The 20,678-nt window shown below is 59.2% G+C and carries 25 protein-coding genes and 1 pseudogene; 15 read left to right on the top strand and 11 right to left on the bottom strand.

Annotated elements, in window-relative coordinates; translation table 11 throughout:
* Positions 1 to 158 precede the first annotated feature (158 nt).
* From wrbA to FA04_RS28485, 6 genes are all read left to right on the top strand, one after another.
* Positions 159 to 758, top strand: a complete 600-nt coding sequence (wrbA, locus tag FA04_RS28510; protein WP_034799872.1) for an NAD(P)H:quinone oxidoreductase — start codon at positions 159 to 161, stop codon at positions 756 to 758.
* A 91-nt stretch (positions 759 to 849) separates the two neighbouring features.
* On the top strand, positions 850 to 1,617 hold the full coding sequence (locus FA04_RS28505; protein WP_034799871.1) for an SDR family NAD(P)-dependent oxidoreductase: 768 nt from the start codon (positions 850 to 852) through the stop codon (positions 1,615 to 1,617).
* Between the two features lie 24 nt (positions 1,618 to 1,641).
* Entirely contained in the window at positions 1,642 to 2,079 is a 438-nt protein-coding gene (locus tag FA04_RS28500) for an ester cyclase (protein WP_034799869.1), read from the top strand.
* A gap of 30 nt (positions 2,080 to 2,109) precedes the next feature.
* Positions 2,110 to 2,880: an SDR family oxidoreductase gene (locus tag FA04_RS28495; protein WP_034799866.1), complete on the top strand. Its 771-nt coding sequence runs from the start codon at positions 2,110 to 2,112 to the stop codon at positions 2,878 to 2,880.
* 188 nt (positions 2,881 to 3,068) lie between these two features.
* Positions 3,069 to 4,022 carry an alcohol dehydrogenase catalytic domain-containing protein gene (locus FA04_RS28490; protein WP_051659514.1) on the top strand — a complete coding sequence of 318 codons (954 nt, stop codon included), beginning with the start codon at positions 3,069 to 3,071 and terminating at the stop codon, positions 4,020 to 4,022.
* 18 nt (positions 4,023 to 4,040) lie between these two features.
* Positions 4,041 to 4,289 (top strand): hypothetical protein, encoded by a 249-nt coding sequence (locus tag FA04_RS28485; RefSeq protein WP_034799861.1) that lies wholly within the window; start codon positions 4,041 to 4,043, stop codon positions 4,287 to 4,289.
* Positions 4,290 to 4,690: 401 nt separating this feature from the next.
* On the opposite strand, the gene FA04_RS28480 is transcribed toward FA04_RS28485, so the two are convergent.
* The gene (locus FA04_RS28480; RefSeq protein WP_034799859.1) at positions 4,691 to 5,605 is read right to left on the bottom strand and encodes a LysR family transcriptional regulator; all 915 of its coding nucleotides are present in this window, start codon (positions 5,603 to 5,605) and stop codon (positions 4,691 to 4,693) included.
* 100 nt (positions 5,606 to 5,705) lie between these two features.
* Here FA04_RS28480 and FA04_RS28475 point away from each other — a divergent pair, with 100 nt between their 5' ends.
* The 3 genes from FA04_RS28475 (at position 5,706) to FA04_RS28465 (ending at position 8,499) form a co-directional block, all read left to right on the top strand.
* Complete coding sequence (locus tag FA04_RS28475; RefSeq protein ID WP_034799854.1) at positions 5,706 to 6,602, top strand: pirin family protein; 897 nt, start codon at positions 5,706 to 5,708, stop codon at positions 6,600 to 6,602.
* Positions 6,517 to 7,227, top strand: a complete 711-nt coding sequence (locus FA04_RS28470; RefSeq protein ID WP_156553104.1) for an NADPH-dependent F420 reductase — start codon at positions 6,517 to 6,519, stop codon at positions 7,225 to 7,227. The genes FA04_RS28475 and FA04_RS28470 overlap by 86 nt, the downstream gene beginning before the upstream one ends.
* 222 nt (positions 7,228 to 7,449) lie before the next feature.
* On the top strand, positions 7,450 to 8,499 hold the full coding sequence (locus tag FA04_RS28465) for an LLM class flavin-dependent oxidoreductase (protein WP_034799851.1): 1,050 nt from the start codon (positions 7,450 to 7,452) through the stop codon (positions 8,497 to 8,499).
* A 70-nt stretch (positions 8,500 to 8,569) separates the two neighbouring features.
* Here FA04_RS28465 and FA04_RS28460 read toward each other — a convergent pair whose 3' ends face one another.
* On the bottom strand, positions 8,570 to 9,214 hold the full coding sequence (locus FA04_RS28460) for a TetR/AcrR family transcriptional regulator (RefSeq protein WP_234798860.1): 645 nt from the start codon (positions 9,212 to 9,214) through the stop codon (positions 8,570 to 8,572).
* 20 nt (positions 9,215 to 9,234) lie between these two features.
* Between FA04_RS28460 and FA04_RS28455 the strand changes: the two genes are divergently transcribed.
* Both FA04_RS28455 and FA04_RS28450 read left to right on the top strand, forming a co-directional pair.
* Positions 9,235 to 10,053 carry an SDR family NAD(P)-dependent oxidoreductase gene (locus tag FA04_RS28455; RefSeq protein ID WP_034799841.1) on the top strand — a complete coding sequence of 273 codons (819 nt, stop codon included), beginning with the start codon at positions 9,235 to 9,237 and terminating at the stop codon, positions 10,051 to 10,053.
* Positions 10,054 to 10,489: 436 nt separating this feature from the next.
* Positions 10,490 to 10,924 carry a DoxX family protein gene (locus FA04_RS28450; protein WP_034799839.1) on the top strand — a complete coding sequence of 145 codons (435 nt, stop codon included), beginning with the start codon at positions 10,490 to 10,492 and terminating at the stop codon, positions 10,922 to 10,924.
* Positions 10,925 to 10,981: 57 nt separating this feature from the next.
* Here the strand turns inward: FA04_RS28450 and FA04_RS36450 are convergent, their stop codons facing one another.
* The 6 genes from FA04_RS36450 to FA04_RS28425 form a co-directional block, all read right to left on the bottom strand.
* A complete protein-coding gene (locus tag FA04_RS36450; protein WP_257785215.1) occupies positions 10,982 to 11,116 on the bottom strand; it encodes a hypothetical protein in 135 nt (44 codons plus the stop codon).
* Between the two features lie 29 nt (positions 11,117 to 11,145).
* Positions 11,146 to 11,430 carry a DUF1330 domain-containing protein gene (locus FA04_RS28445; protein WP_034799837.1) on the bottom strand — a complete coding sequence of 95 codons (285 nt, stop codon included), beginning with the start codon at positions 11,428 to 11,430 and terminating at the stop codon, positions 11,146 to 11,148.
* A 41-nt stretch (positions 11,431 to 11,471) separates the two neighbouring features.
* The gene (locus FA04_RS28440) at positions 11,472 to 12,020 is read right to left on the bottom strand and encodes a flavin reductase family protein (RefSeq protein ID WP_034799835.1); all 549 of its coding nucleotides are present in this window, start codon (positions 12,018 to 12,020) and stop codon (positions 11,472 to 11,474) included.
* Positions 12,021 to 12,076: 56 nt separating this feature from the next.
* Positions 12,077 to 12,826, bottom strand: coding sequence for an SDR family oxidoreductase (locus FA04_RS28435; protein WP_034799834.1), 750 nt, complete (start codon positions 12,824 to 12,826; stop codon positions 12,077 to 12,079).
* Positions 12,827 to 12,972: 146 nt separating this feature from the next.
* A complete protein-coding gene (locus FA04_RS28430) occupies positions 12,973 to 13,902 on the bottom strand; it encodes an AraC family transcriptional regulator (protein ID WP_034799832.1) in 930 nt (309 codons plus the stop codon).
* Positions 13,903 to 14,194: 292 nt separating this feature from the next.
* Positions 14,195 to 15,169: an MBL fold metallo-hydrolase gene (locus FA04_RS28425; RefSeq protein WP_034799830.1), complete on the bottom strand. Its 975-nt coding sequence runs from the start codon at positions 15,167 to 15,169 to the stop codon at positions 14,195 to 14,197.
* A gap of 98 nt (positions 15,170 to 15,267) precedes the next feature.
* Here FA04_RS28425 and FA04_RS28420 point away from each other — a divergent pair, with 98 nt between their 5' ends.
* The gene (locus FA04_RS28420) at positions 15,268 to 16,245 is read left to right on the top strand and encodes a LysR family transcriptional regulator (protein WP_034799910.1); all 978 of its coding nucleotides are present in this window, start codon (positions 15,268 to 15,270) and stop codon (positions 16,243 to 16,245) included.
* Between the two features lie 516 nt (positions 16,246 to 16,761).
* Here the strand turns inward: FA04_RS28420 and FA04_RS35385 are convergent.
* A pseudogene (locus tag FA04_RS35385) lies at positions 16,762 to 16,908 on the bottom strand (IS1595 family transposase); the annotation flags it as partial.
* A 245-nt stretch (positions 16,909 to 17,153) separates the two neighbouring features.
* Entirely contained in the window at positions 17,154 to 18,053 is a 900-nt protein-coding gene (locus FA04_RS28415; RefSeq protein WP_034799828.1) for a LysR family transcriptional regulator, read from the bottom strand.
* Positions 18,054 to 18,148: 95 nt separating this feature from the next.
* Between FA04_RS28415 and FA04_RS28410 the strand changes: the two genes are divergently transcribed.
* Both FA04_RS28410 and FA04_RS28405 read left to right on the top strand, forming a co-directional pair.
* The gene (locus FA04_RS28410; RefSeq protein ID WP_034799826.1) at positions 18,149 to 18,469 is read left to right on the top strand and encodes a nuclear transport factor 2 family protein; all 321 of its coding nucleotides are present in this window, start codon (positions 18,149 to 18,151) and stop codon (positions 18,467 to 18,469) included.
* The gene (locus tag FA04_RS28405; protein WP_034799824.1) at positions 18,469 to 19,248 is read left to right on the top strand and encodes an SDR family oxidoreductase; all 780 of its coding nucleotides are present in this window, start codon (positions 18,469 to 18,471) and stop codon (positions 19,246 to 19,248) included. Before FA04_RS28410 ends, FA04_RS28405 begins: the two co-directional genes overlap by 1 nt.
* A 19-nt stretch (positions 19,249 to 19,267) precedes the next feature.
* Here FA04_RS28405 and FA04_RS28400 read toward each other — a convergent pair whose 3' ends face one another.
* Complete coding sequence (locus FA04_RS28400; protein ID WP_034799823.1) at positions 19,268 to 19,735, bottom strand: MarR family winged helix-turn-helix transcriptional regulator; 468 nt, start codon at positions 19,733 to 19,735, stop codon at positions 19,268 to 19,270.
* A gap of 142 nt (positions 19,736 to 19,877) precedes the next feature.
* Between FA04_RS28400 and FA04_RS28395 the strand changes: the two genes are divergently transcribed.
* Positions 19,878 to 20,660, top strand: coding sequence for an alpha/beta fold hydrolase (locus FA04_RS28395; RefSeq protein ID WP_034799821.1), 783 nt, complete (start codon positions 19,878 to 19,880; stop codon positions 20,658 to 20,660).
* The last annotated feature ends 18 nt before the right edge of the window (positions 20,661 to 20,678 follow it).

Here is a 20,678-nt window from a genome sequence, read left to right as displayed (position 1 = left end):
CGATTAAATAGAACGTCCGAACAAATGCAGCCATCGCTATATCGTTCGATTTTTTCGACCGTAACCAATCATTTTATTCGACTATTCCCCCAAGCGGTTCGATGCGAGTTTTTTGCCAAGCCGCAAGGGCGACTGCCTCAAATCAAAGGAGAACAAAAATGGCGAAGGTACTGGTCCTTTATTATTCGACCTACGGACATATCGAGGCGATGGCCTATGCCATCGCAGACGGCGCCCGCAAGGCTGGCGCTCAGGTCGATGTCAAGCGGGTCCCCGAGACTGTTCCGGAGGAGATTGCCCGCAACAACCATTTCAAGCTCGACCAGACAGCACCGATCGCCACAGTCGCGGAACTTGCGGATTACGACGCCATCGTCGTCGGCACCGGCACCCGTTTCGGTCGCATCTCTTCACAGATGGCAGCCTTCCTTGATCAAGCCGGCGGCCTCTGGGCGCGCGGCGCCCTGAACGGCAAAATCGGCGGCGCCTTCTCCTCCAGCGCCACCCAGCACGGCGGGCAGGAGACCACCCTGTTCTCGATCATTACCAATCTCCTGCACTTCGGCATGATGATCGTCGGCCTTCCCTATAGCCACCAGGGCCAGATGAGCGCCGACGAAATCGTCGGCGGTGCCCCGTATGGTGCAACCACGGTGGCCGGCGGCGACGGATCGCGCCGGCCGACCGAGATCGACCTCGCCGGCGCCCGTCACCAGGGCGAACTGGTGGCGGCCGCGGCTATCAAGGTCTTCAGCTAAGCCGATCTGCCGGAGGTTCACGTCTCCGGCCCCACTCCCCCAACAATCAACCGGAAACATCGTCCCGCACGGGCGGGCGAGGAGCGAAGCCATGTCTGCGGATTTCGACGGCAAAGTGGTACTGGTCACCGGCGCAGGCTCGGGGATAGGCCGGGAGGCGGCACGGCTGTTTGCCGAGCGCGGCGCCCATGTTTTCGCGGCCGACCTCAACTTGGACGGCCTTGAGGAGACCAGGGACATCTCCGCAGCCGGGAAAATCGAGATCTTCGGTGTCGACGTTTCGAGCGAAGAGCAGGTGAGGGCCTTCCTTGCGCGCATCGAAAAGGATGCGGGACGGCTGGATGCAGCATTCAACAATGCCGGCATCACCGGCGGCACCTACCGCATCGAGGACTACCCGATCGAGGATTTCGACCGGGTGCTGACCGTCAATCTGCGCAGTGTCTTCCTCGGCATGAAATATGAGCTTCCGCTGATCGCCAAGACCGGCGCCGGCGCGATCACCAACACCGCCTCCGTTGCCGCGCTGACCGGACCTGGCGGCATGAGCGCCTATGCCGCCTCCAAACACGGCATCCACGGCCTCACCCGCGTCGTGGCGATGGAAAACGCCAGCCGCAATATCCGCGTCAATGCACTCGCGCCCGGCTGGACCGAAACGCCGATGGTCGTGTCCAACAGCGCCCAGAACCCGGCTTTCGCCGATCTTGCACGGAAAGCCATCCCCGCCAAGCGGGGCGGACAGCCGCGCGAGCTCGCCGAAGTGGCCGTGTGGCTGAGCTCCCCGGCCGCAAGCTACGTCTTCGGCCAGATGATCGTCGTCGATGGCGGCATGACCATCGGCGGCTTCGAACTTTGACCCCTGACATCGAAGGATAAGACCATGACCAGAAGTGCAGAAAGCGAAGCGGCGATCGCAGTGGTCCGCCGGAACACCGAAGAGGTGCAAGGAAAGGGCAATTTCGCCATCTTCGACGAAGTCTTTTCGGAGGATTTTCTCGATCACACGCCGCAGCCAAACATGGTGCCGGACAAGGAAGGCGTGCGCGGCCTCTATGCCGGCCTGCGCAAGGCTTTTCCGGATTTCCATGCGGTCATCCACTGGCAAACGGCCGACGGCAATCTCGTGACAACCTTCAAGACCTACTACGGCACCCACAAGGGAACCTTCCTCGGCATTGAACCAACCGGCAAGACGATCCAGTTCGAGACGGTGGATGCCATGCGCGTCGTCGACGGCAAGATCACCGAACACTGGGGCGTCGCCAATCTCTATTCGCTCGTCGGCCAGCTCGGCCTCCAGCTTCAGCCGAAGGGCTGAGCCATCCCATTTTTCTGAAGGAACAGTGCCATGAGTGACATTCTGAAGAACAAGGTGGTCATCGTGACCGGCGCGTCGAGCGGCATCGGCCGCGCCATCGCCATCCGCGCCGCCGAACACGGGGCGAAGGCCGTGATCGTCGCCGACATCACCGAGGCCCCGCGCGAAGGCGGCCGGCCTACGGTCGAGGAGATCGAGGCGATCGGCTCGGCCGCCCGCTTCGTCAAGACCGACGTCAGCAAACGCGCCGACAACGATGCGCTCGTCGAAGCCTCGGCCGAGTTCGGCGGCGTCGACGTCATGGTCGCCAATGCGGGCATTACGCTCCGCACCGATGGCGCCGACGTGCCGGAAGACGACTACCACCGCCTGCTGTCGATCAATCTCGACGGCCCGCTGTTCGGCGCGCAGGCCGCTGCCAGGCAAATGAAGGCGAACGGCAAGGGCGGCAGCATTGTGCTGATGGCCAGCATGGGCGGCATATCCGGCGCCGGAATCACCGTGGCCTATTCCACCAGCAAGGGCGGCGTCGTGCTGATGGCAAAATCGCTTGCCGACGCGCTCGGCCCGGACGGTATCCGCGTCAACGCGGTCGCACCTGGCACGATCGACACCGAGCTTTTGCGCACTAGCCCCGGCATTGCCGAGGCTTCAGAAGGCTTTCGCAAGCGCACCCCGCTGCGCCGCCTCGGCCAGCCCTCCGAAGTGGGCGACGCTGTGGCCTATCTCGGCTCGGACCTCTCCAGCTACGTCTCGGGCATCGCCCTCCTCGTAGATGGCGGCCTGCTGGCCGTCCTCTGACCCATAAGGGAATCGGCGATAAAACGCCGAACGTGCTGGTTCATCAGGACATTGCCGTCCGGTGCCAGGCTTGGGCCAGCTCGGCATTCGAGGGCTAGAACCCCGAGGCCGGCCGTCTCAGGCGACGGCAAACCCTCATCATTTGAATCCGCTTGGCGGCAGGTCATGCCTGCCTAATGGAGAAGACCATGTCCTACGTCGTCAAATACAGCCAGTGGGGCGGCCCGTCCGTCCTGCGCATCGAGCAGGAAAATGCCCGCGCCCCGGGCGTCGGCGAGGTTCTGATCAAACAGGAAGCCATCGGCGTGAACTTCGTCGATACCATGTTCCGGGATGGAACGTTCAAGGTCGCCCTGCCTGCCGTCGCCGGCGTGGAGGGTGCCGGCACTGTGGAGGCGGTCGGACCGGGCGTCACCCGCTTCGCCGCTGGCGACCGGGTCGCCTACTTCTTCGCCCCCGGCAGCTATGCCACCCAGCGCATTGTCAGCGAAGACGTCCTCGTGAAGGTGCCCGACGACATCTCCGCAGAGAAGGCAGCGACAATCCTTACGAAGGGCCTCACCGCGTGGATGGCAATCAATGCCATGGCGAAGCCCGACAAAGACGACCGCGTGCTCGTTCAGGGCGCGACGGGCGGCGTCGGCAATCTGCTTGCCCGCTGGCTGAGGGCGCGCGGCATAGCGGTCATCGGAACCGGTTCGAGCCGCAAGCTCGCCGATCTGGAGCAGGCGGTCGACCATGCGTTTGCATATGAAACACTCGCGCTTAACGACCACATCCGCAGCCTCGCTCCCAATGGCGTCGATGTCGTTTATGAATTGGTGGGAGCAACGACTTTCGCATCGACGCTCGGCTCCATCCGTGACGGCGGGACGATCGCCGTGATCGGCGCCGCATCCGGTGGCGCCGCCATCGACGAGGCGGAACTCAGCCGTCGCGGCATTCGCCTCGTGCGCGGCAGCACCGGGCAGCATGTGACGAAGGCCAACCTGCAATCCGCTGCCGACGAGGTGTTCGATGCCTGGCGCACCGGTGTGTTCGGTAAGATCAGCGCGCGGAAATATCCGCTCTCCGAAGCGCAGCGCGCCCATGCCGACATTCTCGAACGCCGCAGCAGCGGTCCGATGGTGCTTATCCCTTGATGCTCGGAGGAAACCGTCATGTCCGATTGTGACAAACTTCATCCCGCCTTCCGGAATCTCGAGACGATCGAGGAGGCCCACCGCCGGCGCCTCAGCCCGTCGCTGGTGGAAGCTGTGGCGATGGCTGTCGTCCTGCTGCTGTTGCTAGCGACCAACTTCGATCGGTGGACCGGCAGTGCCAATGCCCCCTCAAAGGTCGCCGTTATCCACGAGAATGCGCTTGAACTCGATGATTGCCGGGCCGCTTTCCTGCCCGGCGACTGCTAAAGACAGCGATGGCGTCGCCTCGGAACGTGACGCCATTTTACCATGCGCCCTCTAGACCGAGCACCTGCCTTCGGCTGCAAAGGCACGGTTGCCGCGGTGATGCAAGCTACGCCTTGCGCTCAGTCTCGATCCATAACCGCTCAGTATCCAGAATGAAGAGGTTATGGGCTTCACGGGCATCGACTGCGCATTCCATGCTGGCAAGGCACTCCTCGATCAGCGGCACGGCCGGGCTTCGGCGTCAGGCCGAAACATTTGAACTTGTCGACTGCCCAGCCCGTTCAATTGCGAACCAGGCATCTCTTCTGCTCATTGAGGACGTCGTTCCCCATATCGAGAATGACAGTACGCTCGTGCCCACGCCAAGCGGTCGAAGCCGGAAGAGGGGGTCAACGCGTCTGCTAAGCAGCGGCGATGGGCTCATCCACATCCTGACTTCGGAAATGGTCAACCAGGAAACTGGCCGCAGGGCCAGGGGGCGCATCAGTGCGATACACTGCCTGAAGGCGATAGGGGCCGCCTTTGCAATCGGGAAGGTCAAGCTGCACCAAACGACCCGCCACGATGTCATCACGTACCATCGGCTCGGGCATGTTGCCCCAACCAATGCCCTCTTTGAGAAGCATATGCTTTGCGCCCAGGTCGGCCAGACGCCACGTGTGATTTCCGACAACAGCAAACTCATGTCCCTGAGTGAGCGGAGACCTGTCGGTCAGGACCAACTGAATGTGTCTTCGTGCGGCTCCGGGCGGATGTGAACCGCCCGCCAGCGGATGGTCACGCGAGGCCACCGGTATCAGTTTGACGAACCCCACGCCGATGCGTTCAAGCCCGGCGATTTCGACATCGAGCGGGCCGCTAATGCCGATCCCGGCGTTTCGGTTCAGCACCATCTGGGTGACCGCTCCGAGCGCCTCAACATACAAGCGAAGCGATACGCTCGGGAACTCCTTCCGAAACGCCTTCAGCGCATCCATGACGCGCGCGGCGGGCAGCATGACATCAAGTGCGAGGTGAACCTCCGGCTCTACGCCGCGAAGCATGCTCTTCACCTTGGCACGGAGGTTATCGATGCCATGAGCAACGCTCTTCGCCTCAGCAAGGACTGTCCTGCCCTCCAAGGTTAGCTGCGGCTTCTTCGTCGATAGCCGATCGAACAGCGTCACGCCCAGTTGCGCTTCAAGATTGGCGATCGTGTAGCTGATGACCGAGGTGGCTCGGTTAAGCTTGCGGGATGCGGCCGCGAAACTCCCGGTTTCAACCACGGTGATGAACACTTTTAGCTGATCCAGCGTCGGCTGGCCGGGATCTGACATTTCGAATTCCTCGATCGTTTCCGCCGAAATTATCTGAGTTTTCCGAAACGTCTAGTGGACTTATTTTCAGCTCATCGAAATTCAACCGTCGGAGCTGACGATGTCCTATTTGTCGAACGCTGATATCGAACAGGTGATCTTGCCTTCGAGCCGAGACCTTGGAGGTTTCTCTGTCCGCCGCGCGCTTCCTTCGGCCATGCGCCAGATGGTTGGTCCGTTCATATTTCTCGACAGTTTCGGACCGGTTCGTTTTGGGGCCGGCGAGGGGATCGATACCCGCCCCCATCCGCACATTGGACTATCGACCCTCACCTATCTTCTCGAAGGCGAACTGCTGCATCGTGACAGTGAAAGCTACGTACAATCGATCAGCCCGGGCGAAGTCAATCTGATGGTGGCCGGCTCCGGCATTGTTCACTCTGAACGCACGCCGGAGCACATTCGCAAGGACGGAGGGAAGCTCGCAGGCCTGCAGAGCTGGATTGCTCTTCCGAAACAGTCCGAAGAGACGACACCACGTTTCCAGCACCTAAGCGTCAACGAATTGCCGACGGTCAGTGGCGAGGGCATCAACATGAAGCTTCTCGCCGGCACCCTGCACGGCCGGCGCGCACCCACCACCACCTTCTCTGATCTGTTTTCCGCCGACATTCAGCTTCAGGCCGGCGCCCGCTACAGGATCGATGGCGAGCATATCGAGCGAGCGATCTTCGTTGTCGACGGTGCAATCGAGATCACCGGTCAGGACGGGACCCACGGGCCTGACCGTCTGATCGTGTTCAAGCCCGGCGCAGAAATCGTAGTGAAGGCGAGGCAACCATCCCGGTTCCTTGCGTTTGGAGGAGAACCGCTTCCGGAAAAGCGTTTCATCCGCTGGAATTTCGTAGCCACCGATCAAGATCGCATCCGCCATGCCGCCAATCTATGGCGCGAACGGCAATTCCCCGGCGTGCCGGGAGACGACGAGTTCATTCCCCTCCCCGACAACTTCAACTGACAATCGCAGCATATCAAGGAGAACGACTATGACGACATATGCAATCATTGGTTCTGGCGCGATCGGCTCTGCACTGGCAGAACGTTTCCACGCCGCAGGCATCGATGCCGTTATCGCCAACACACGCGGTGCGGCTTCGCTTCAGACGATCACCGACAAGTTTGGCAGCACGGTGAAGGCTGCGGAACTGGAGCAAGCTCTTCATTCCGACGTCATTATTTTGGCAGTGCCGTATGATGCTGTACCGCAAGTCGCTAAGAGAAAATCGGACTGGGAAGGCCGCATCATTGTAGATGCGACGAACGCTATCGATTTTCCTGCGTTCAAGCCGCGCGATCTCGGCGGCCGCCTGTCTTCGGAAATTGTCGCCGAACTGTTCCCCGGTGCTGAGCTCGTGAAGGCGTTCAACACGCTCCCGGCCGCTGTTCTGGCTGCGGATCCGGTCAAGGAAAGCGGTAGACGCGTGTTGTTCCTTTCCGGAAACTTTCAGGAAGCGCGCACGACGGTCGCTGACCTGATCGCTCGCCTTGGTTTTGCGCCTTCCGATCTCGGCAGCTTCAAAACTTCTGGCTCTCTGCAGCATTTCGGACAGCCGCTCGTCGCGTTGACCCTGCTGAAGGATTGAAGAATGGAGCCGCCCGCCCGTCGGGCGGCTCTCCCCCGCACTCAGGCTCCGAAAGCCAGGCCGAGACCGAACCGCGCAACTCTCATGTAGAGCTTTTCGATCATTTCCAGCCTCATGATCGGAGATTAGGCCGATCGACCTGGAGATTGGAATTCTTATGTTCCAAAGCGAGGTCGTGACCTTCAATCCGGCGCGACTGGACAGGCGTCGAAAGGAAACAAAATGAAAACCACGAACATCGAGTTCGGTCTGGACACCTTCGGGGACGTTACCCTTGATAACGCCGACCAGCCGGAACATCACGCGCAAGTCATCCGCAATCTTGTCGAGGAGGCCATTCTTGCCGATCAGCTCGGCATCGACTTCTTTGGTATTGGCGAGCACCACCGTGAAGATTTTGCCGTGTCCGCCCCCGAAATCGTGCTTGCGGCGATCGCCGGCGTGACCTCCCGCATAAAGCTGGGTTCCGCCGTGACGGTGCTGAGTTCGGATGACCCCATCAGGGTCTTCCAGCGCTTTTCCACCCTCGATGCTGTTTCGAACGGTCGTGCCGAAGCGATCCTCGGCCGCGGTTCCTTTACCGAGTCCTTTCCGCTGTTCGGTTTTTCACTCAGCGACTACGAAACTCTCTTTCAGGAAAAGCTGGACCTGTTTTCCGACCTGCTGGAGCAGAGGCCGGTAAGCTGGTCCGGGACCACCCGGCCGCCATTGAGCGAGCAGAGCGTGTTCCCGCACGTGGAAACCGGTCGACTGAAGACATGGATTGGCGTCGGCGGCAGTCCCAACTCCGTGATACGCGCTGCGCAGTACCGGCTGCCTCTGATGCTCGCCATCATCGGTGGAAGCCCATATCGCTTCAAACCCTATGTCGATCTCTACCACGAGGCGACACGAAAGCTCGGCTTTGAACCGCTGCCCTTTGGCATCCATTCGCCTGGGTACATCGCCGACAGCGACGAGCAAGCAAGGGACGAGTTCTGGCCGCACTATCGAGCGATGCGCGACAGAATAGGAAAAGAACGCGGTTGGGGCCCAATTACCATGGACGAATATGTCGCAGAGATCGAGAACGGTTCGCTCTATGTCGGATCAGCGGAGACGGTGGCGGCAAAGCTGGCTCCCGTTCTCCATACTTTGGGGGCTGAACGGTTCCAGCTTAAATACAGCGCGGGAACGCTTCCTCACACATATCTCATGCAAAGCATCCGACTGTACGGCGAAGAAGTGATCCCCGCCGTCAAGGCGCAACTCGCCAGCAAAGAAGCGGCGTGAGCTATCCCGACGGGATTGGTGACACCTGATAAACCGCCAGGCGTCGCCGCATGCTGCTCCTTGGCGGGGATCAACTGATGGCTTTGGCAGCCAATCTGGCAAGCCCTTCCAGCCGTTCGCGACCGGCCCCGTCGCGGGCCTGTACTGCCATGCCTTGAATAACCGCGGAAAGATAAACTGCCCTGTCAGCGGCGGCTTCCTCATCGAGCCAGCGCTGCAGCTTTCCTGCGAGCAACGCTGTGAAGGCCGTTCGACGTTCGGAAAGCTGCGCTGCAATCTCGGCGTGATCCGGATGACTTGTCAGCATGCCCATGTTGAGCATGCAGCCCGCTTCGGTGGACGGATCGCTCAGGCCGTGTGCCGTTGCGATAAGGAGAGCAAGCACTGCATCGTCAGCAGTCTCGTATACATCCATGAAGGAGAGATCCGTGGCGCCTCGCAGGCTTCGATATCTGTCGACGGCTTCGAGATAAAGCGCGCTCTTGTTTCCGAACGCAGCGTAAAGGCTGGGTGCCGCAACTCCCATGGCAGCGGTGAGTTGTTGGAACGAGACACCTTCATAGCCGTGTCGCCAAAACAGCCGCATCGCGGTCTCCAATGCCGCGTCACGATCAAATTCTCTAGGGCGACCGCCACCGGGTGATTTCTTAGGTTTCATAACGGTCATTAAATAATGTTTGACAGCGATCGTCAAGCTGTGTTGTTTAACGATCATTATAAAACATGGAGCGATATATGACCAACCATGAAAAGCCAGTGGCTCTCGTCACCGGTGCGTCCTCCGGCATCGGCGCTGGGTATGCCGACCGCCTTGCACACCGGGGATATGATCTCATTCTGGTCGCCCGACGACTGGATCGGCTCGACAAACTCGCAACTGACCTTTCCTGTCGACATGGTTCAAACGTGGAGGTTCTCGAGGCCGATCTCACAACGGAATCCGGTATCACAAAGGTCGAGAATACCCTGCGTTCAGACAGTCGCATCACACTGCTCGTGAACAACGCGGGAAATGGAAAGCTCGGAACAACAACGGACATTTCGCATGAAGATTCGATCTCCATGATCGCGCTGAACGTGACCGCTTTGACGCGGTTGACACGTGCAGCCCTTCCCAACTTTATCGCCCGCGACAGCGGCGCGATCATCAATATCGCTTCGGTGATGGCGTTACATTCCCTGCCGATAACATCGCTCTACAGCGCGACGAAAGCATTTGTCCTAAGCTTCAGCCGGGGCCTTCAGGAAGAATTGGCCGGAACCGCGGTGAAGGTGCAGGTGGTGCTGCCTGCCGGGACCGCAACGGAGTTCTACGACCATGCGGGCATCCCTCTTTCAGCATTTGATCCAGACGTGGTCATGACGACCACAGACCTCGTTGACGCGGCCCTTTTGGGCCTCGACAAAGGTGAACTCGTGACAATGCCGTCGGTAGAGGACCTTGAGCTTTGGGCTTCTTTCGATGTAGCACGAAACAAGCTTTTTGCAGCGACGCAAAGCGGGAAGCCGGCATCACGCTACCAGGTTGCTTCGGGCGGCTCCTCCGAATTATAGCCTGACCTTGTGCTGAGGATCAGGCAACTGCCTTCCACTTTGCCCTGCACGGAGCCGCCTCACCGCGGCTCCGCTTCTGGTCCGGGTACGCGTAGAATCAGGCAATCTACCCGGACTCCATTCTATCGCGGGCGCGCGCACAAGGAGAATCTCTCGCCATGGGCAGCACACTTGCTGACCGCTTCCTAAACCGAGGAGCTTACCCGTGACGAAACTCAAAATATTGATCTTCATTATCTCAGCACGGCAACGAAACTGAACTTCAGGACCCTCCGATCGGACGCGCGCCTTCCCAGCGCGGGTTTTTCTGCGGCATCGTTCGAGATTATCGACGATAATGCGCGAGAATATCCGGCTTTTTCGTCCGATCTCAAGATGGCAGTTTCTCCTCACGACGCAGCCACGGCGGCTGCGCCCCAACACAGGAGAAACGTCGATGTCTTATTCCGATGCAATCGCTGAGCGCGCTGAAACTCTTTCCAAGTCGCTCCTCATTAATGGCGTGGCCCCGCTCGCCGGCCGTGTTCTTCTTGCCGCCATCTTCCTACTTTCCGGCATCAGCAAGATCTCGGACCCGGCCGGAACGATCGGCTATATCAATATGGTCGGCCTGCCCTTCCCCTCGCTGTCCTATGGCGCGGCAGTCGTGACGGAGATCGTCGGCGGCGGGGCGCTGATCCTCGGCTTCCAGACCCGCATCGTTGCCCTGGTCCTGGCTCTGTTCAGCATTGTCACCGCGGTGACGTTCCACAACAACCTCAGCGACCTGAACCAGTTCATCCACTTCTTCAAGAATATCGCCATGGCCGGTGGTCTGCTGCAGGTCGTCGCGTTCGGCGCGGGTCGCCTCAGCCTCGACGCTCGCCGCTAACCTCGCATAAGCCGCAAAAGAGCCCGGGCCTTCCCCCGGGCTCTTTTCGTTCGATGGTCAGCAGCTATGCAGATAGCGCCGAGCGCTGCTGAAACCCTCGGATCTCAACATCGGTGACACAAAGGTCAGGCACCATCGCAAGGAAATATCGGGCTTTGCCTTGAAGAAGGCCACATTGGTCAGTTCGGCCATTTTGATAGTCCTTACCGAGTTGACAGACTTCAGGCGCCCGCGATCGCGATGATCCTCGATTTGGCAGCAGCCTGGCGCTGGGCTGCAAGTGGTTGATATTCTTGCGATGCGAACAACTGGCTGATCGCTTCTTTGTCCGGGAATTCAATGATCAGCATGTTGGTGGCTTCCCAGTCTTCGAGTGCAAGTGGCGTGGCGTCGAGAGCGATCAGGCGGCCGCCTGCTTTGGCAACAAGCGGCAATGCCTTGGAACGATAGTCTTCGATCGAATTCATATCGTGAATATCGAGGTCGACGACGAGATAGGCAGACATAGGGTTTCTCCTCTAGGTTTCGAATGAGGCGGCCGACGCCCTCAGGGCAGATGGCGCCACTTGACCATACGGTCCTTGAGATCGAGCGTTCCGCCGTCGACGGTGAAGGTGCCGTCGCCCCGGTGGTGAAGTGTTCGACGCTCCTTGCGGGTTTCGTTCACCCATAGGCGCTTGGCTTCCAGGATGAACAGGTTGTACGGCTCGACGTTGCGCCGATCGACCACCACGCATTCGATGTTCACCAGGCAGTCGGCGATAAGAGGCGCGGACACCTCCTTCGCCTTTTCGGTGCGCAGTCCAAAACGCTGAAACTTGTCAACGCTGTCGCCCGAGCAGTTCCCCACATCGACAACCGTCTCGGCGAGGTCGAGACCCGGAACGGCGATGACACACTCGCCCGTCGCCAGAATTGTCTCGAAGCTATGGTCCCACGGCCCGATGATGCAGCCGATCAGCGGCGGCGCGTGCTGGATCATCATATGAAAGCCCATCGTCATGACGTTTGGCTTTCCCCGATCGCTGGTCGTTACCATAACGATCGGGCCTGGCTCCAGCACACGGTAGGTTTGTAGTGCGGATACCTCTTTCATCCTACTCTCCCGTGAAGAGGGCCCCACCCTTGGGCAGGGCCCGTTAGGACAGTCGCTTACCAGCCCTGCTCAACCGGCAGGACAAACAGCTCAGCGACGTCGACATGCGCCGGAGCCTGGGCGGCGAAGACGATGGTGTCGCCAATGTCCTCGCCCTGAAGGAAAGTCATCTGGCTGGCCAGCTCATCCATCTGCTTGCGGTAGCCCGGATCGGTGATGTGGTCGTAGAGCTCGGTGGCAACAGCGCCTGGCTGAATGCAGGTCACGCGGATGTTGTGCTTCTGGCCAACTTCCATGCGCAGTCCGTCGGAGAAGGCCGTGACCGCGTGTTTCGTGGCGCAGTAGACCGAAAGACCCTTGAAGACCTTGCGGCCCGCGATCGAGGACATGTTGAAGATGTGGCCCGAATGCTGCTTGATCATCTGGGGCAGAACGGCAGCCGTCGTGTTGAGCACGCCCTTTACGTTCACGTCCACCATCCGGTGCCATTCGTCGACCTTGAACTGGTCGATGTCCGAGAGTGGCATCAGGCCGGCATTGTTGACCAGGATATCGATCGAGCCGTAGGTTTCGACAAGCTTTTTGACGCCGGTTTCGATCGCGCTCGGATCAACGACATCCATCTCGATCACCAGAGCCTCGCCGCCCTTCGCTTCAATCCGCTGCTTCAGGTCTTCGAGTTTTTCGGTCCGGCGAGCGGCGATGCCGACTTTCGCGCCGGCTTCGGCGAGCTTCACGGCGGTAGCGGCGCCAATGCCACTCGACGCGCCAGTTACCAATGCGATCTTTCCGTTGAGGTTGGCCATTGTCTTCACTCCTTGTCTTTGAAGCCCACCACCGCGGTGGGCGTTTCGTTTCGACAAGGAGGAACCTAAGCGTTTCACGCCGGCCCTTCTCACGGGGCCTTGCGCGACCTGTCGCGATCTTGCTCAAATCGCAGACGGATGAAAAATCATCCTCGACGATAGTGGCTCGGCGGCAGACCTGTCTCGCGGCGGAAGACCTGCGCAAAGTGACTCGGGCTCGAATAGCCAACCGACAGGCCAATCTCGATGATGCTCGTCTCAGTTTCCTGGAGCAGCTGCTGTGCCTTGGCGACGCGCTGGCGAATGAAGTAGCGGGAGGGCGAAAGGCCGGTTGCTTTCTTAAACAGTCGGCTGAAATGAAACTCGCTCATGCCTACCGTAACGGCGAGCTGCGCCAGGTTGAACGGGTCAGCCAGGTGCGCTTCGAGATAAGCCATGGCGCGCCGAAGCTTAAAGCCTGGCAGAGCCGTCTGCCGATTGTCTTGCCGATCCTCCGTTACGTAGTTGCGGATCAGGTGCACCGTGAGACTTTGAGCCAATCCTTGCACGAACAATTGGCTGCCTTTGCCTTCAGCGGCAAGTTCCTGATGGATCAAGGCCAATAGATGCGAGAGCTGCTCATCTTTCCCGCCGGAGACGTCGAGCAGCACGGGCGGCCCATCGCCGCCAAGCACCTCTTTGGCGACGCGCTCAAACAGAGGAACCGACAAATACAGATGCATCACCTGAAAGGGCGCCGTCCCAGTCGAACGCCAGCGCATTTCGTAAGGCGTCGGGGAACGGGTCAGGAAGAAGTCTCCGACCGACACGATATTGGATACCCAATCGCCGCCGAGTTCGCGCTCTTCGACATTCGCTTCGCCCGACATAACCCAGACGATCAGCGGTTCCGCAACAGCTGGGACAAGAAACGCTTCCTGCTTGTCGCGGCGGGAATACACCTGAACGAACAGGTCGTTCCACGCCGGGCCATCGCCACTGACAAGCGTCCTGCCCGCGATGTATTGCTCGAGGCCGAGCGGCGAGGTCCGCTCAGGTGGAGCAGCCGCCTCTTCCCGGTCTTGCGCGCCCTGCAAGGAGGGCCCCTTCGATGACCCTCCTTTCGAAAGGACCTCGCGAGAGATTTCTTCCGGCTCTTCCAAATTGACGACCTCCAGGCGAGTGTGCGCGCGCCAGGCTCCGTTTAATCACATCCGGATCGCCCCGTCGTCACCTCTTGATGATCCGATGGCTAAATTGCTTTAGCGGGCAAGCCAAAAACGGCCGTTCTGCGGGCATCGAGGCGCGCAATATCCGGCCACTTCTCGCCTGGGAGATCGACAGTGATCGCTGCGGATGGCGAACCATTCCATGCGTTCGGTCGAGGGTTCAGTAAACCGCCCGGTATACCAACGGCACCCAGTCGTAATTGTCCGCATCGCGGCGAACATGCCCGATCCCAGGAAAAGCATGATGCGCACCGGCGACCAGATAGCGCCCGTCTGCCGCCTCAGCAAAAGCCGTCGCGCGGGTTGCTGCGGCGGCGTTCTGGTCGACATCAAATGCGACCGTGACATCCGGATGGTCATATTGCAGCACGTCGCCATGGGCGACATCGCCCCAAAACACGATCTTTTCCCCCTCGCTCTCGACAATGATACCACTGTGACCGGGCGTATGGCCCGCAAGCAGAACAGATGCAAAACCAGAAATGGGTGCGCCATTGTCATCGAACGTTTCGAGCTTCTCGGCATCGACATAGGGTCCGAGGCACCTTTCGGCCTGGGCGATCTGAGGCCCAAGTACCTGATCGGCTTTCGCTTTAGCATCTGCCTTCAGCCAGAATTCCGCTTCCCGTCGGTTGACGTGCAGAATGGCGTTTTTGTAGACGCGGTCACCGCCCGAAACCAGTCCGCCTGAATGGTCGGCGTGGATGTGAGTTAAAATGACGTCGTCGATTTCAGAGGGCTTGTAGCCCGATGCTTCGATATTCGATACGAGCTTGCCCAGCGCGGGACCCATTAGGTCGCCTGTGCCGGCATCCACCAGCACGAGGCGCTCGCCGGTGTTGATCAGATAGGCATTCACGGAAACTTCTGCCGCGCCCGATTGAAACCGGTCGGTCAAATAGGTGTCGATCTCGTTCTGGGACATGTTCTGGTAGATCTTCGACATCGGCAGTTTTACCGTTCCGTCGGAAAGCGCCGTGATCTCGTAGTTGCCGAGCTTTATCCGATAAAATCCCGCCGCCTGCGCGCCGATCATCGGGGCCTTGGCGAAGCTGGTGGCAGGGAGACCGACCACGGTCCCGGCTGCCGCGCCAAATACGGCTGTATTGATGAGAAAAGAACGACGAGTTTGCATGAAAGGCTCCGGATGTACGCGAGGTGGCAAAAGCGGCCTTGAACTGACCTGGAGAGTAAATATGTACCGTGACATCAACGCGCAAATCGATGCAGGTCATGACAACTATCGATCATTTCAATCTTCGCTCTTTCGATCTCAACCTTCTTGTCGCCTTTGACGCATTGATGGCTGAGGGGAGCGTGACCAAGGCCGCACGGCGTCTGAAAATCCAGCAGCCGGCGATGAGCCATTCTCTTTCGACGCTGCGCGTGCTGTTGCAGGATGAGCTCTTTATACGCGTTGGCCCAACCATGCAGCCGACTGCGCGAGCGCAAAGCCTGGCGGTTCCGATAAGAAAGGCGTTAAGGCAGGCGCAACTGGCGTTGACGGGAGGCGCGGAATTCAATCCCTCTACGGAAGAGCGCGTGTTCCGGATCGCCATGTCCCCGGAAATTGAGCTGCTGCTCATTCCAGATTTGACCGCCAGGCTGCGGCGCCTGGCTCCAGGGATCAAACTCCTAGCGCGAGTGTTTCCGCATGAGGCGGTCGAGCCTTCCTTGGAGGATGGATCGATCGATCTCGCGGTTGGGTGCACCTACACCGTCACCAGCCGCCGGTCGTCCGAGAAGCTGTATGACACCGGGGTGTCGTGCTGTTTCAATGCGGATCTCATGACCCTCAGCAACCCCGTTGGCCTTACTGAGTATCTTTCAGCTGAGCATTCCACCATATCCCAGAACGAGACGCTGCAGGGGTGCATCAAAGATGCCCTGGAAATCGCCGGCGTCGATATCAATGTCGTTGCTGCAGCCCCCGGGTACATGTCTGTTCTTTCGGCCGCGCAACTCAGCCCCGTAATCGCCACCGTCCCGACAAGGATCGCGGAACGCTACGGGCCTCTGTTGGGCTTGGAGGTCAGCCCACTGCCGGTGTCACTCACTTTCCCTGCGGTGAACATGGTTTGGGCGAAACATGCCGACACTGATCCAGCGAATGGCTGGCTTCGCCAGCAGATACGCGAGAGTTTTGCCCGCACAGGCCTTACCGAAGCGATCGCCGAACAAGAACCAGGTTCGAGTCTGGTGTTCGCCTGACCACTGATCACGGTGGCGAAGTCCGGTACGGGTGTGTCTAACCCTTTTCCAAGCGCGGCTTGAGCGTTCAAGCGACTGGCGACTTGCCGGAAAGACGCAGCAACGGCTCCAAATCTTTCCAATAGAAAACCAATATACGTGAGGCAACGCTAAATTAACCAAAACGCTGCAATTTTTGGTTGGTCGCCATCGTTCGTTCACGCACATCCCCGCTGGCACTCAGAGCCGCAGCCACGGAGCAAGTTTGCGGTTCTGCCAATTTATCTCATGGCGCCAGCGCGGTTCTGGCGGGAGGATGACAATGATGGGAAAGGTAATACGCGCCGCAGCAATCGTGCTGCTGATCATCTCAGCCACCGTTCTGATCTGGGTGATTTTGTTGCTCACGTGAGCGGAGCTGATGACGGTAGTGATCTCGCTCGCAGACGGTCGCGATTAAACGATGTCCGTGACTGCGCGCGGCGGCGCAGAGGCGTGGACTGCGAAAGCGCGGCACCTTCCTTCGATACAAGGTCCCTATAAACCAAAGACCGCGACCGCTGATTTGACGATGATCCCACCATCCGGACTTCTGCGCATATGTGGACGGCCCGTCGCGGCGCGAAAGATCTGCAGCAATTGCAGCGCTGGCGGCACTTACCACATGGTTTTCATGCGTTCCCTGGACGCGCTTTTAGTAGCCCGAAGCGGACAATCAATTCGTTACGCAGGGACGCGGTTTTGCGCGCCATTTCGGTTGTCCAGGCTAATCGAACGAGATCCTAGAAGCCGAGGGTCTGCCTTCCGCTCATTCCTTGCGGAATGGCAGATCAGTGACCTACTGGCCGCGAACCGGTCATTCACGCCTTGCAAATCTGTCCGCTTGGAGCGTTGAAGAGACAAGCAAAGCTCTTCCACTGGCGGTTCAATTAGCTCACTCTCGCGAGCTCACGCGCAAGTTCCAAGAACGCCCTAACCCCGGCTGACAGATGTCGGCGCCCAGGGTAGTAAAGGCAAAGCCCCGGATACGGTGGCGTCCAGTCTTCCAGTACACGGACGACGCGCCCCGCCTCAATGTCCGGGAAAATGTCTTGCTCGAAGATGTAGGCTATACCGGCGCTTTCCAGGACAGCGGTTCTCGTGAGGCTAGCCTCGTCCAGCGATATCGGGCCGCGTGCATCGATTTGCACCTGCTCCCCGTCCTTCTCGAAACGCCACCGAAACAGGGAGCCATCGGGGAGGCGAACGCGAATGCATCGATGGCTGAGGAGGTCGGGAGGGACCACCGGCTTCCCATGCCTCTCGAAGTATTCAGGAGACCCAACCACAGCATGTCGCTGAGGCCGGCCGAGCGAAACTGCAATCATGTCGCTGGGAACGAGGCCCGCAACCCTGACTCCCAGATCAAACCCGTCCTTGACGATATCGACCATCTTTCCTTCAGTTACAATATCGACATTCATGTCGGGATAGCGGCGCAGGAACTCAAGCACGAGCGGCGAGATGATTGCGCGCGCCGCGAAGGGCGCCGCGTTGATCCGTATTGTTCCGGAAGGTGTCTCACGTTGCGCCCGCACCGAATCCAAGGCGGCATAGAGATCTTGAAGCGAGGGCGCCACCTGCTGCACAAAGAGCCTGCCGGCATCCGTCAGCGACACGCTGCGTGTGGTGCGGTTGAATAATCGCACCCCAAGCTCCGCCTCAAGCCTGCCTATTGTGTGGCTCAACGCTGTCGTAGACATGCCAAGATCAATGGCCGCTGCGCGGAATGTGCCGCGCCGGGCAATAGCGATTACCGCTTCAAGTTCCTTCAGGTTGGCTTGTTCCATTGTCCCGATCTGTTCATTGCTGCATGCCGGTTTATCCCACTTATTTACGCAATGGTCGAGCGCTACTATCGGGTTAGCCAATGAGGAGAACCACAATGGATATGCCCGATATCGTGAACATGTACTTTGACGCTGACAGCGGCAGCAACGCGGATGCGCTGTCGGAGACCTTTGCGATCGAAGCCGTTGTCGAAGATGAGGGATCGCGCCATCAAGGCGTGGTCGCTATCCGTGAATGGTGGGTGGCTGCGAAGGAGGCGACGCAGTACGTTTCTGAACCGTTCGAATCCACCGTTGACGGCAACAAAGTGCTCGTCCCCGCCAAAGTTGGCGGCCAGTTTCCCGGCAGTCCGGTGACGCTCTCATATGCCTTCACCATCAAGGACGGCAAGATCGCCTGGCTGGAGATCCGGTGATGACAGACTTTCTCAACCTGAGAGGCAAGCGAGCCCTCATTACTGCTGGAACCAAGGGCGCCGGGGCTGCGACCGTCAGCCTGTTTCGGGACCTCGGCGCGCAGGTGTTGACGACCGCGCGGACGCGTCCTGAGAACCTGCCGGAAGAATTGTTTGTCGAGGCCGAGCTCACGACTGAAGAGGGGTGCGCGGCCGTCGCGGACGTTACGCGTCAACGTCTCGGCAACGTCGATATCATCGTTCATATGCTGGGTGGTTCCGCAGCAGCTGGCGGTGGCTTTGGGGCGCTAACTGATGCCGAGTGGTACAACGAAATGTCTCTCAATCTTTTTCCCGCTGTTCGACTGGATCGCGAACTGGTTCCAGACATGGTCGAACGGGGAACCGGTGTGGTTGTGCATGTCACGTCCATCCAAAGATTGCTACCTCTCCCGGAAGCGACCACGGCTTATGCCGCAGCAAAGGCGGCACTCTCGACTTATAGCAAGGCCATGTCCAAGGAGGTATCGCCCAAGGGCGTCCGCGTCGTGCGAGTGTCTCCGGGTTGGATCGAAACGGAAGCGTCCGTTCACTTGGCCCAGCGCTTGGCGTACAAGGCGGGTACGGATCTTGAGGGTGGCAAGAAGATCATCATGGATAGTTTGGGCGGCATACCTCTCGGGCGCCCTGCCAAACCGACGGAAGTGGCAAATCTGATTGCCTTCCTGGCATCGGACCGCGCTGCATCGATCACAGGTACCGAATACACCATCGATGGAGGAACTGTGCCGACAGCCTAGATCGAGACGCCTTCGCAGATCAAGCGGGCGCGTCCCATCCGCCGATCTGTGAATAGATGGCGTCGCGGAGATGCCGGACATCGCGATTCAAGGATGCCAACTCCTGGGGCGTCTGTGTAGAGGCTGCGAGCAATGTGTCGCTGAGGCAGCCGGCCCGGTGCTGCAACGTGCGTCCCTCGTTCGTCAATGCAACGACAACCTGCCGCTCATTGCTCAGATTTCGTGTCCGTCGCAGCAAGCCTGATGCTTCCAGCCGCTTTAGAAGCGGCGTAAGCGTGCTGGATTCCAGAGCGAGGGTATGGGCGATGGCACCAACCGTCTGCTCGTCTTCGCGCCAGAGAACGTTGAGCACGAGGTACTGCGGATAGGTCAAACCCAACTCGTCAAGCACTTGCTTGTAGGCACGCTGGATAGCGATGCCAGCGGTGTAGATTGCGTAGCAGAGCTGATCGCTGAGCGGCGGCGGGTCGTTATGTCGTTTCGTCATTTTGAGCTCCTGTCGGCGCAGAATTAGCAAAAAGTACTGCAAAAAACAATATTGCGATAAATTTTGTTGACACGAAGAATGAAAACTGACAGGCATTATTTATCGCGATAAGAGTTATCGCATGCATCAAGAGGAGAGAGCCATGACCACCAGGACCGTATTGGCCACCGTCGCAGCCGTAGCCGCAATATCCGCCCCAGTGCCTGCGAACGCTGCGGACACGATCCCTGCTAACCAGGCCGTGAAGAACGTCGTACTCGTTCACGGTGCTTTCGCCGATGGTTCCGGCTGGAGGGCCGTCTACGACAATCTCACGAAGCGTGGATATCGTGTCACCATCGTCCAGAATCCGTTGACCTCCCTCGAAGACGACGTTGCCGCCACCAAGCGTGCACTTGAGCGGCAAGATGGACCGGCCATTCTGGTAGGCCATTCATGGGGTGGAACAGTCATTACGGAAGCCGGTATTGATACAAGGGCCGCGGGACTGGTTTACGTCTCCGCGCTCTCACCGGACGCAGGCGAGACGACGGCCCAGCAGTATGAAGGTTTTGCCCCGGCATCTGAATTCGTCATCGAAACCACGAAAGATGGATTTGGGTACGTTAACCCTGGGAAATTCAAGGCTGGATTTGCACATGACGCCAGCGACACCGACGTCGCGTTCATGCGGGATTCGCAGGTCCCAATCAACATGTCGGCGTTTGCCACGAAGCTGGAGAATGCTGCTTGGCGAACCAAGCCAAGCTGGGCCGTCATCGCCACAGAGGACAAAGCATTTGACCAAGCCATGCTGGTCCATATGGCAGAGCGGATTAAAGCCAAGATCACCAAGGTCGCAGCAAGCCACGCTCTGTTCATGACGCAGCCAACGGTGGTCGCGGACACCATCGACGAAGCGGCGAAAACTGTTTCGGCGCAGTAAGTATGGTCGTTCGAGCTT

Source organism: Ensifer adhaerens (assembly GCF_000697965.2).
GTDB lineage: Bacteria > Pseudomonadota > Alphaproteobacteria > Rhizobiales > Rhizobiaceae > Ensifer > Ensifer adhaerens.
This window is presented reverse-complemented; position numbering and strand designations above follow the sequence as displayed.

Excerpts from the sequence above, each read along its gene's own strand:
- wrbA (WP_034799872.1), top strand. The coding sequence starts at position 159 with ATGGCGAAGGTACTGGTCCTTTATTATTCGACCTACGGACATATCGAG.
- FA04_RS28505 (WP_034799871.1), top strand. The coding sequence starts at position 850 with ATGTCTGCGGATTTCGACGGCAAAGTGGTACTGGTCACCGGCGCAGGC.
- FA04_RS28500 (WP_034799869.1), top strand. The coding sequence starts at position 1,642 with ATGACCAGAAGTGCAGAAAGCGAAGCGGCGATCGCAGTGGTCCGCCGG.
- FA04_RS28495 (WP_034799866.1), top strand. The coding sequence starts at position 2,110 with ATGAGTGACATTCTGAAGAACAAGGTGGTCATCGTGACCGGCGCGTCG.
- FA04_RS28490 (WP_051659514.1), top strand. The coding sequence starts at position 3,069 with ATGTCCTACGTCGTCAAATACAGCCAGTGGGGCGGCCCGTCCGTCCTG.
- FA04_RS28485 (WP_034799861.1), top strand. The coding sequence starts at position 4,041 with ATGTCCGATTGTGACAAACTTCATCCCGCCTTCCGGAATCTCGAGACG.
- FA04_RS28480 (WP_034799859.1), bottom strand. The coding sequence starts at position 5,605 with ATGTCAGATCCCGGCCAGCCGACGCTGGATCAGCTAAAAGTGTTCATC.
- FA04_RS28475 (WP_034799854.1), top strand. The coding sequence starts at position 5,706 with ATGTCCTATTTGTCGAACGCTGATATCGAACAGGTGATCTTGCCTTCG.
- FA04_RS28470 (WP_156553104.1), top strand. The coding sequence starts at position 6,517 with ATGCCGCCAATCTATGGCGCGAACGGCAATTCCCCGGCGTGCCGGGAG.
- FA04_RS28465 (WP_034799851.1), top strand. The coding sequence starts at position 7,450 with ATGAAAACCACGAACATCGAGTTCGGTCTGGACACCTTCGGGGACGTT.
- FA04_RS28460 (WP_234798860.1), bottom strand. The coding sequence starts at position 9,214 with ATGATCGTTAAACAACACAGCTTGACGATCGCTGTCAAACATTATTTA.
- FA04_RS28455 (WP_034799841.1), top strand. The coding sequence starts at position 9,235 with ATGACCAACCATGAAAAGCCAGTGGCTCTCGTCACCGGTGCGTCCTCC.
- FA04_RS28450 (WP_034799839.1), top strand. The coding sequence starts at position 10,490 with ATGTCTTATTCCGATGCAATCGCTGAGCGCGCTGAAACTCTTTCCAAG.
- FA04_RS36450 (WP_257785215.1), bottom strand. The coding sequence starts at position 11,116 with ATGGCCGAACTGACCAATGTGGCCTTCTTCAAGGCAAAGCCCGATATT.
- FA04_RS28445 (WP_034799837.1), bottom strand. The coding sequence starts at position 11,430 with ATGTCTGCCTATCTCGTCGTCGACCTCGATATTCACGATATGAATTCG.
- FA04_RS28440 (WP_034799835.1), bottom strand. The coding sequence starts at position 12,020 with ATGAAAGAGGTATCCGCACTACAAACCTACCGTGTGCTGGAGCCAGGC.
- FA04_RS28435 (WP_034799834.1), bottom strand. The coding sequence starts at position 12,826 with ATGGCCAACCTCAACGGAAAGATCGCATTGGTAACTGGCGCGTCGAGT.
- FA04_RS28425 (WP_034799830.1), bottom strand. The coding sequence starts at position 15,169 with ATGCAAACTCGTCGTTCTTTTCTCATCAATACAGCCGTATTTGGCGCG.
- FA04_RS28420 (WP_034799910.1), top strand. The coding sequence starts at position 15,268 with ATGACAACTATCGATCATTTCAATCTTCGCTCTTTCGATCTCAACCTT.
- FA04_RS28415 (WP_034799828.1), bottom strand. The coding sequence starts at position 18,053 with ATGGAACAAGCCAACCTGAAGGAACTTGAAGCGGTAATCGCTATTGCC.
- FA04_RS28410 (WP_034799826.1), top strand. The coding sequence starts at position 18,149 with ATGGATATGCCCGATATCGTGAACATGTACTTTGACGCTGACAGCGGC.
- FA04_RS28405 (WP_034799824.1), top strand. The coding sequence starts at position 18,469 with ATGACAGACTTTCTCAACCTGAGAGGCAAGCGAGCCCTCATTACTGCT.
- FA04_RS28400 (WP_034799823.1), bottom strand. The coding sequence starts at position 19,735 with ATGACGAAACGACATAACGACCCGCCGCCGCTCAGCGATCAGCTCTGC.
- FA04_RS28395 (WP_034799821.1), top strand. The coding sequence starts at position 19,878 with ATGACCACCAGGACCGTATTGGCCACCGTCGCAGCCGTAGCCGCAATA.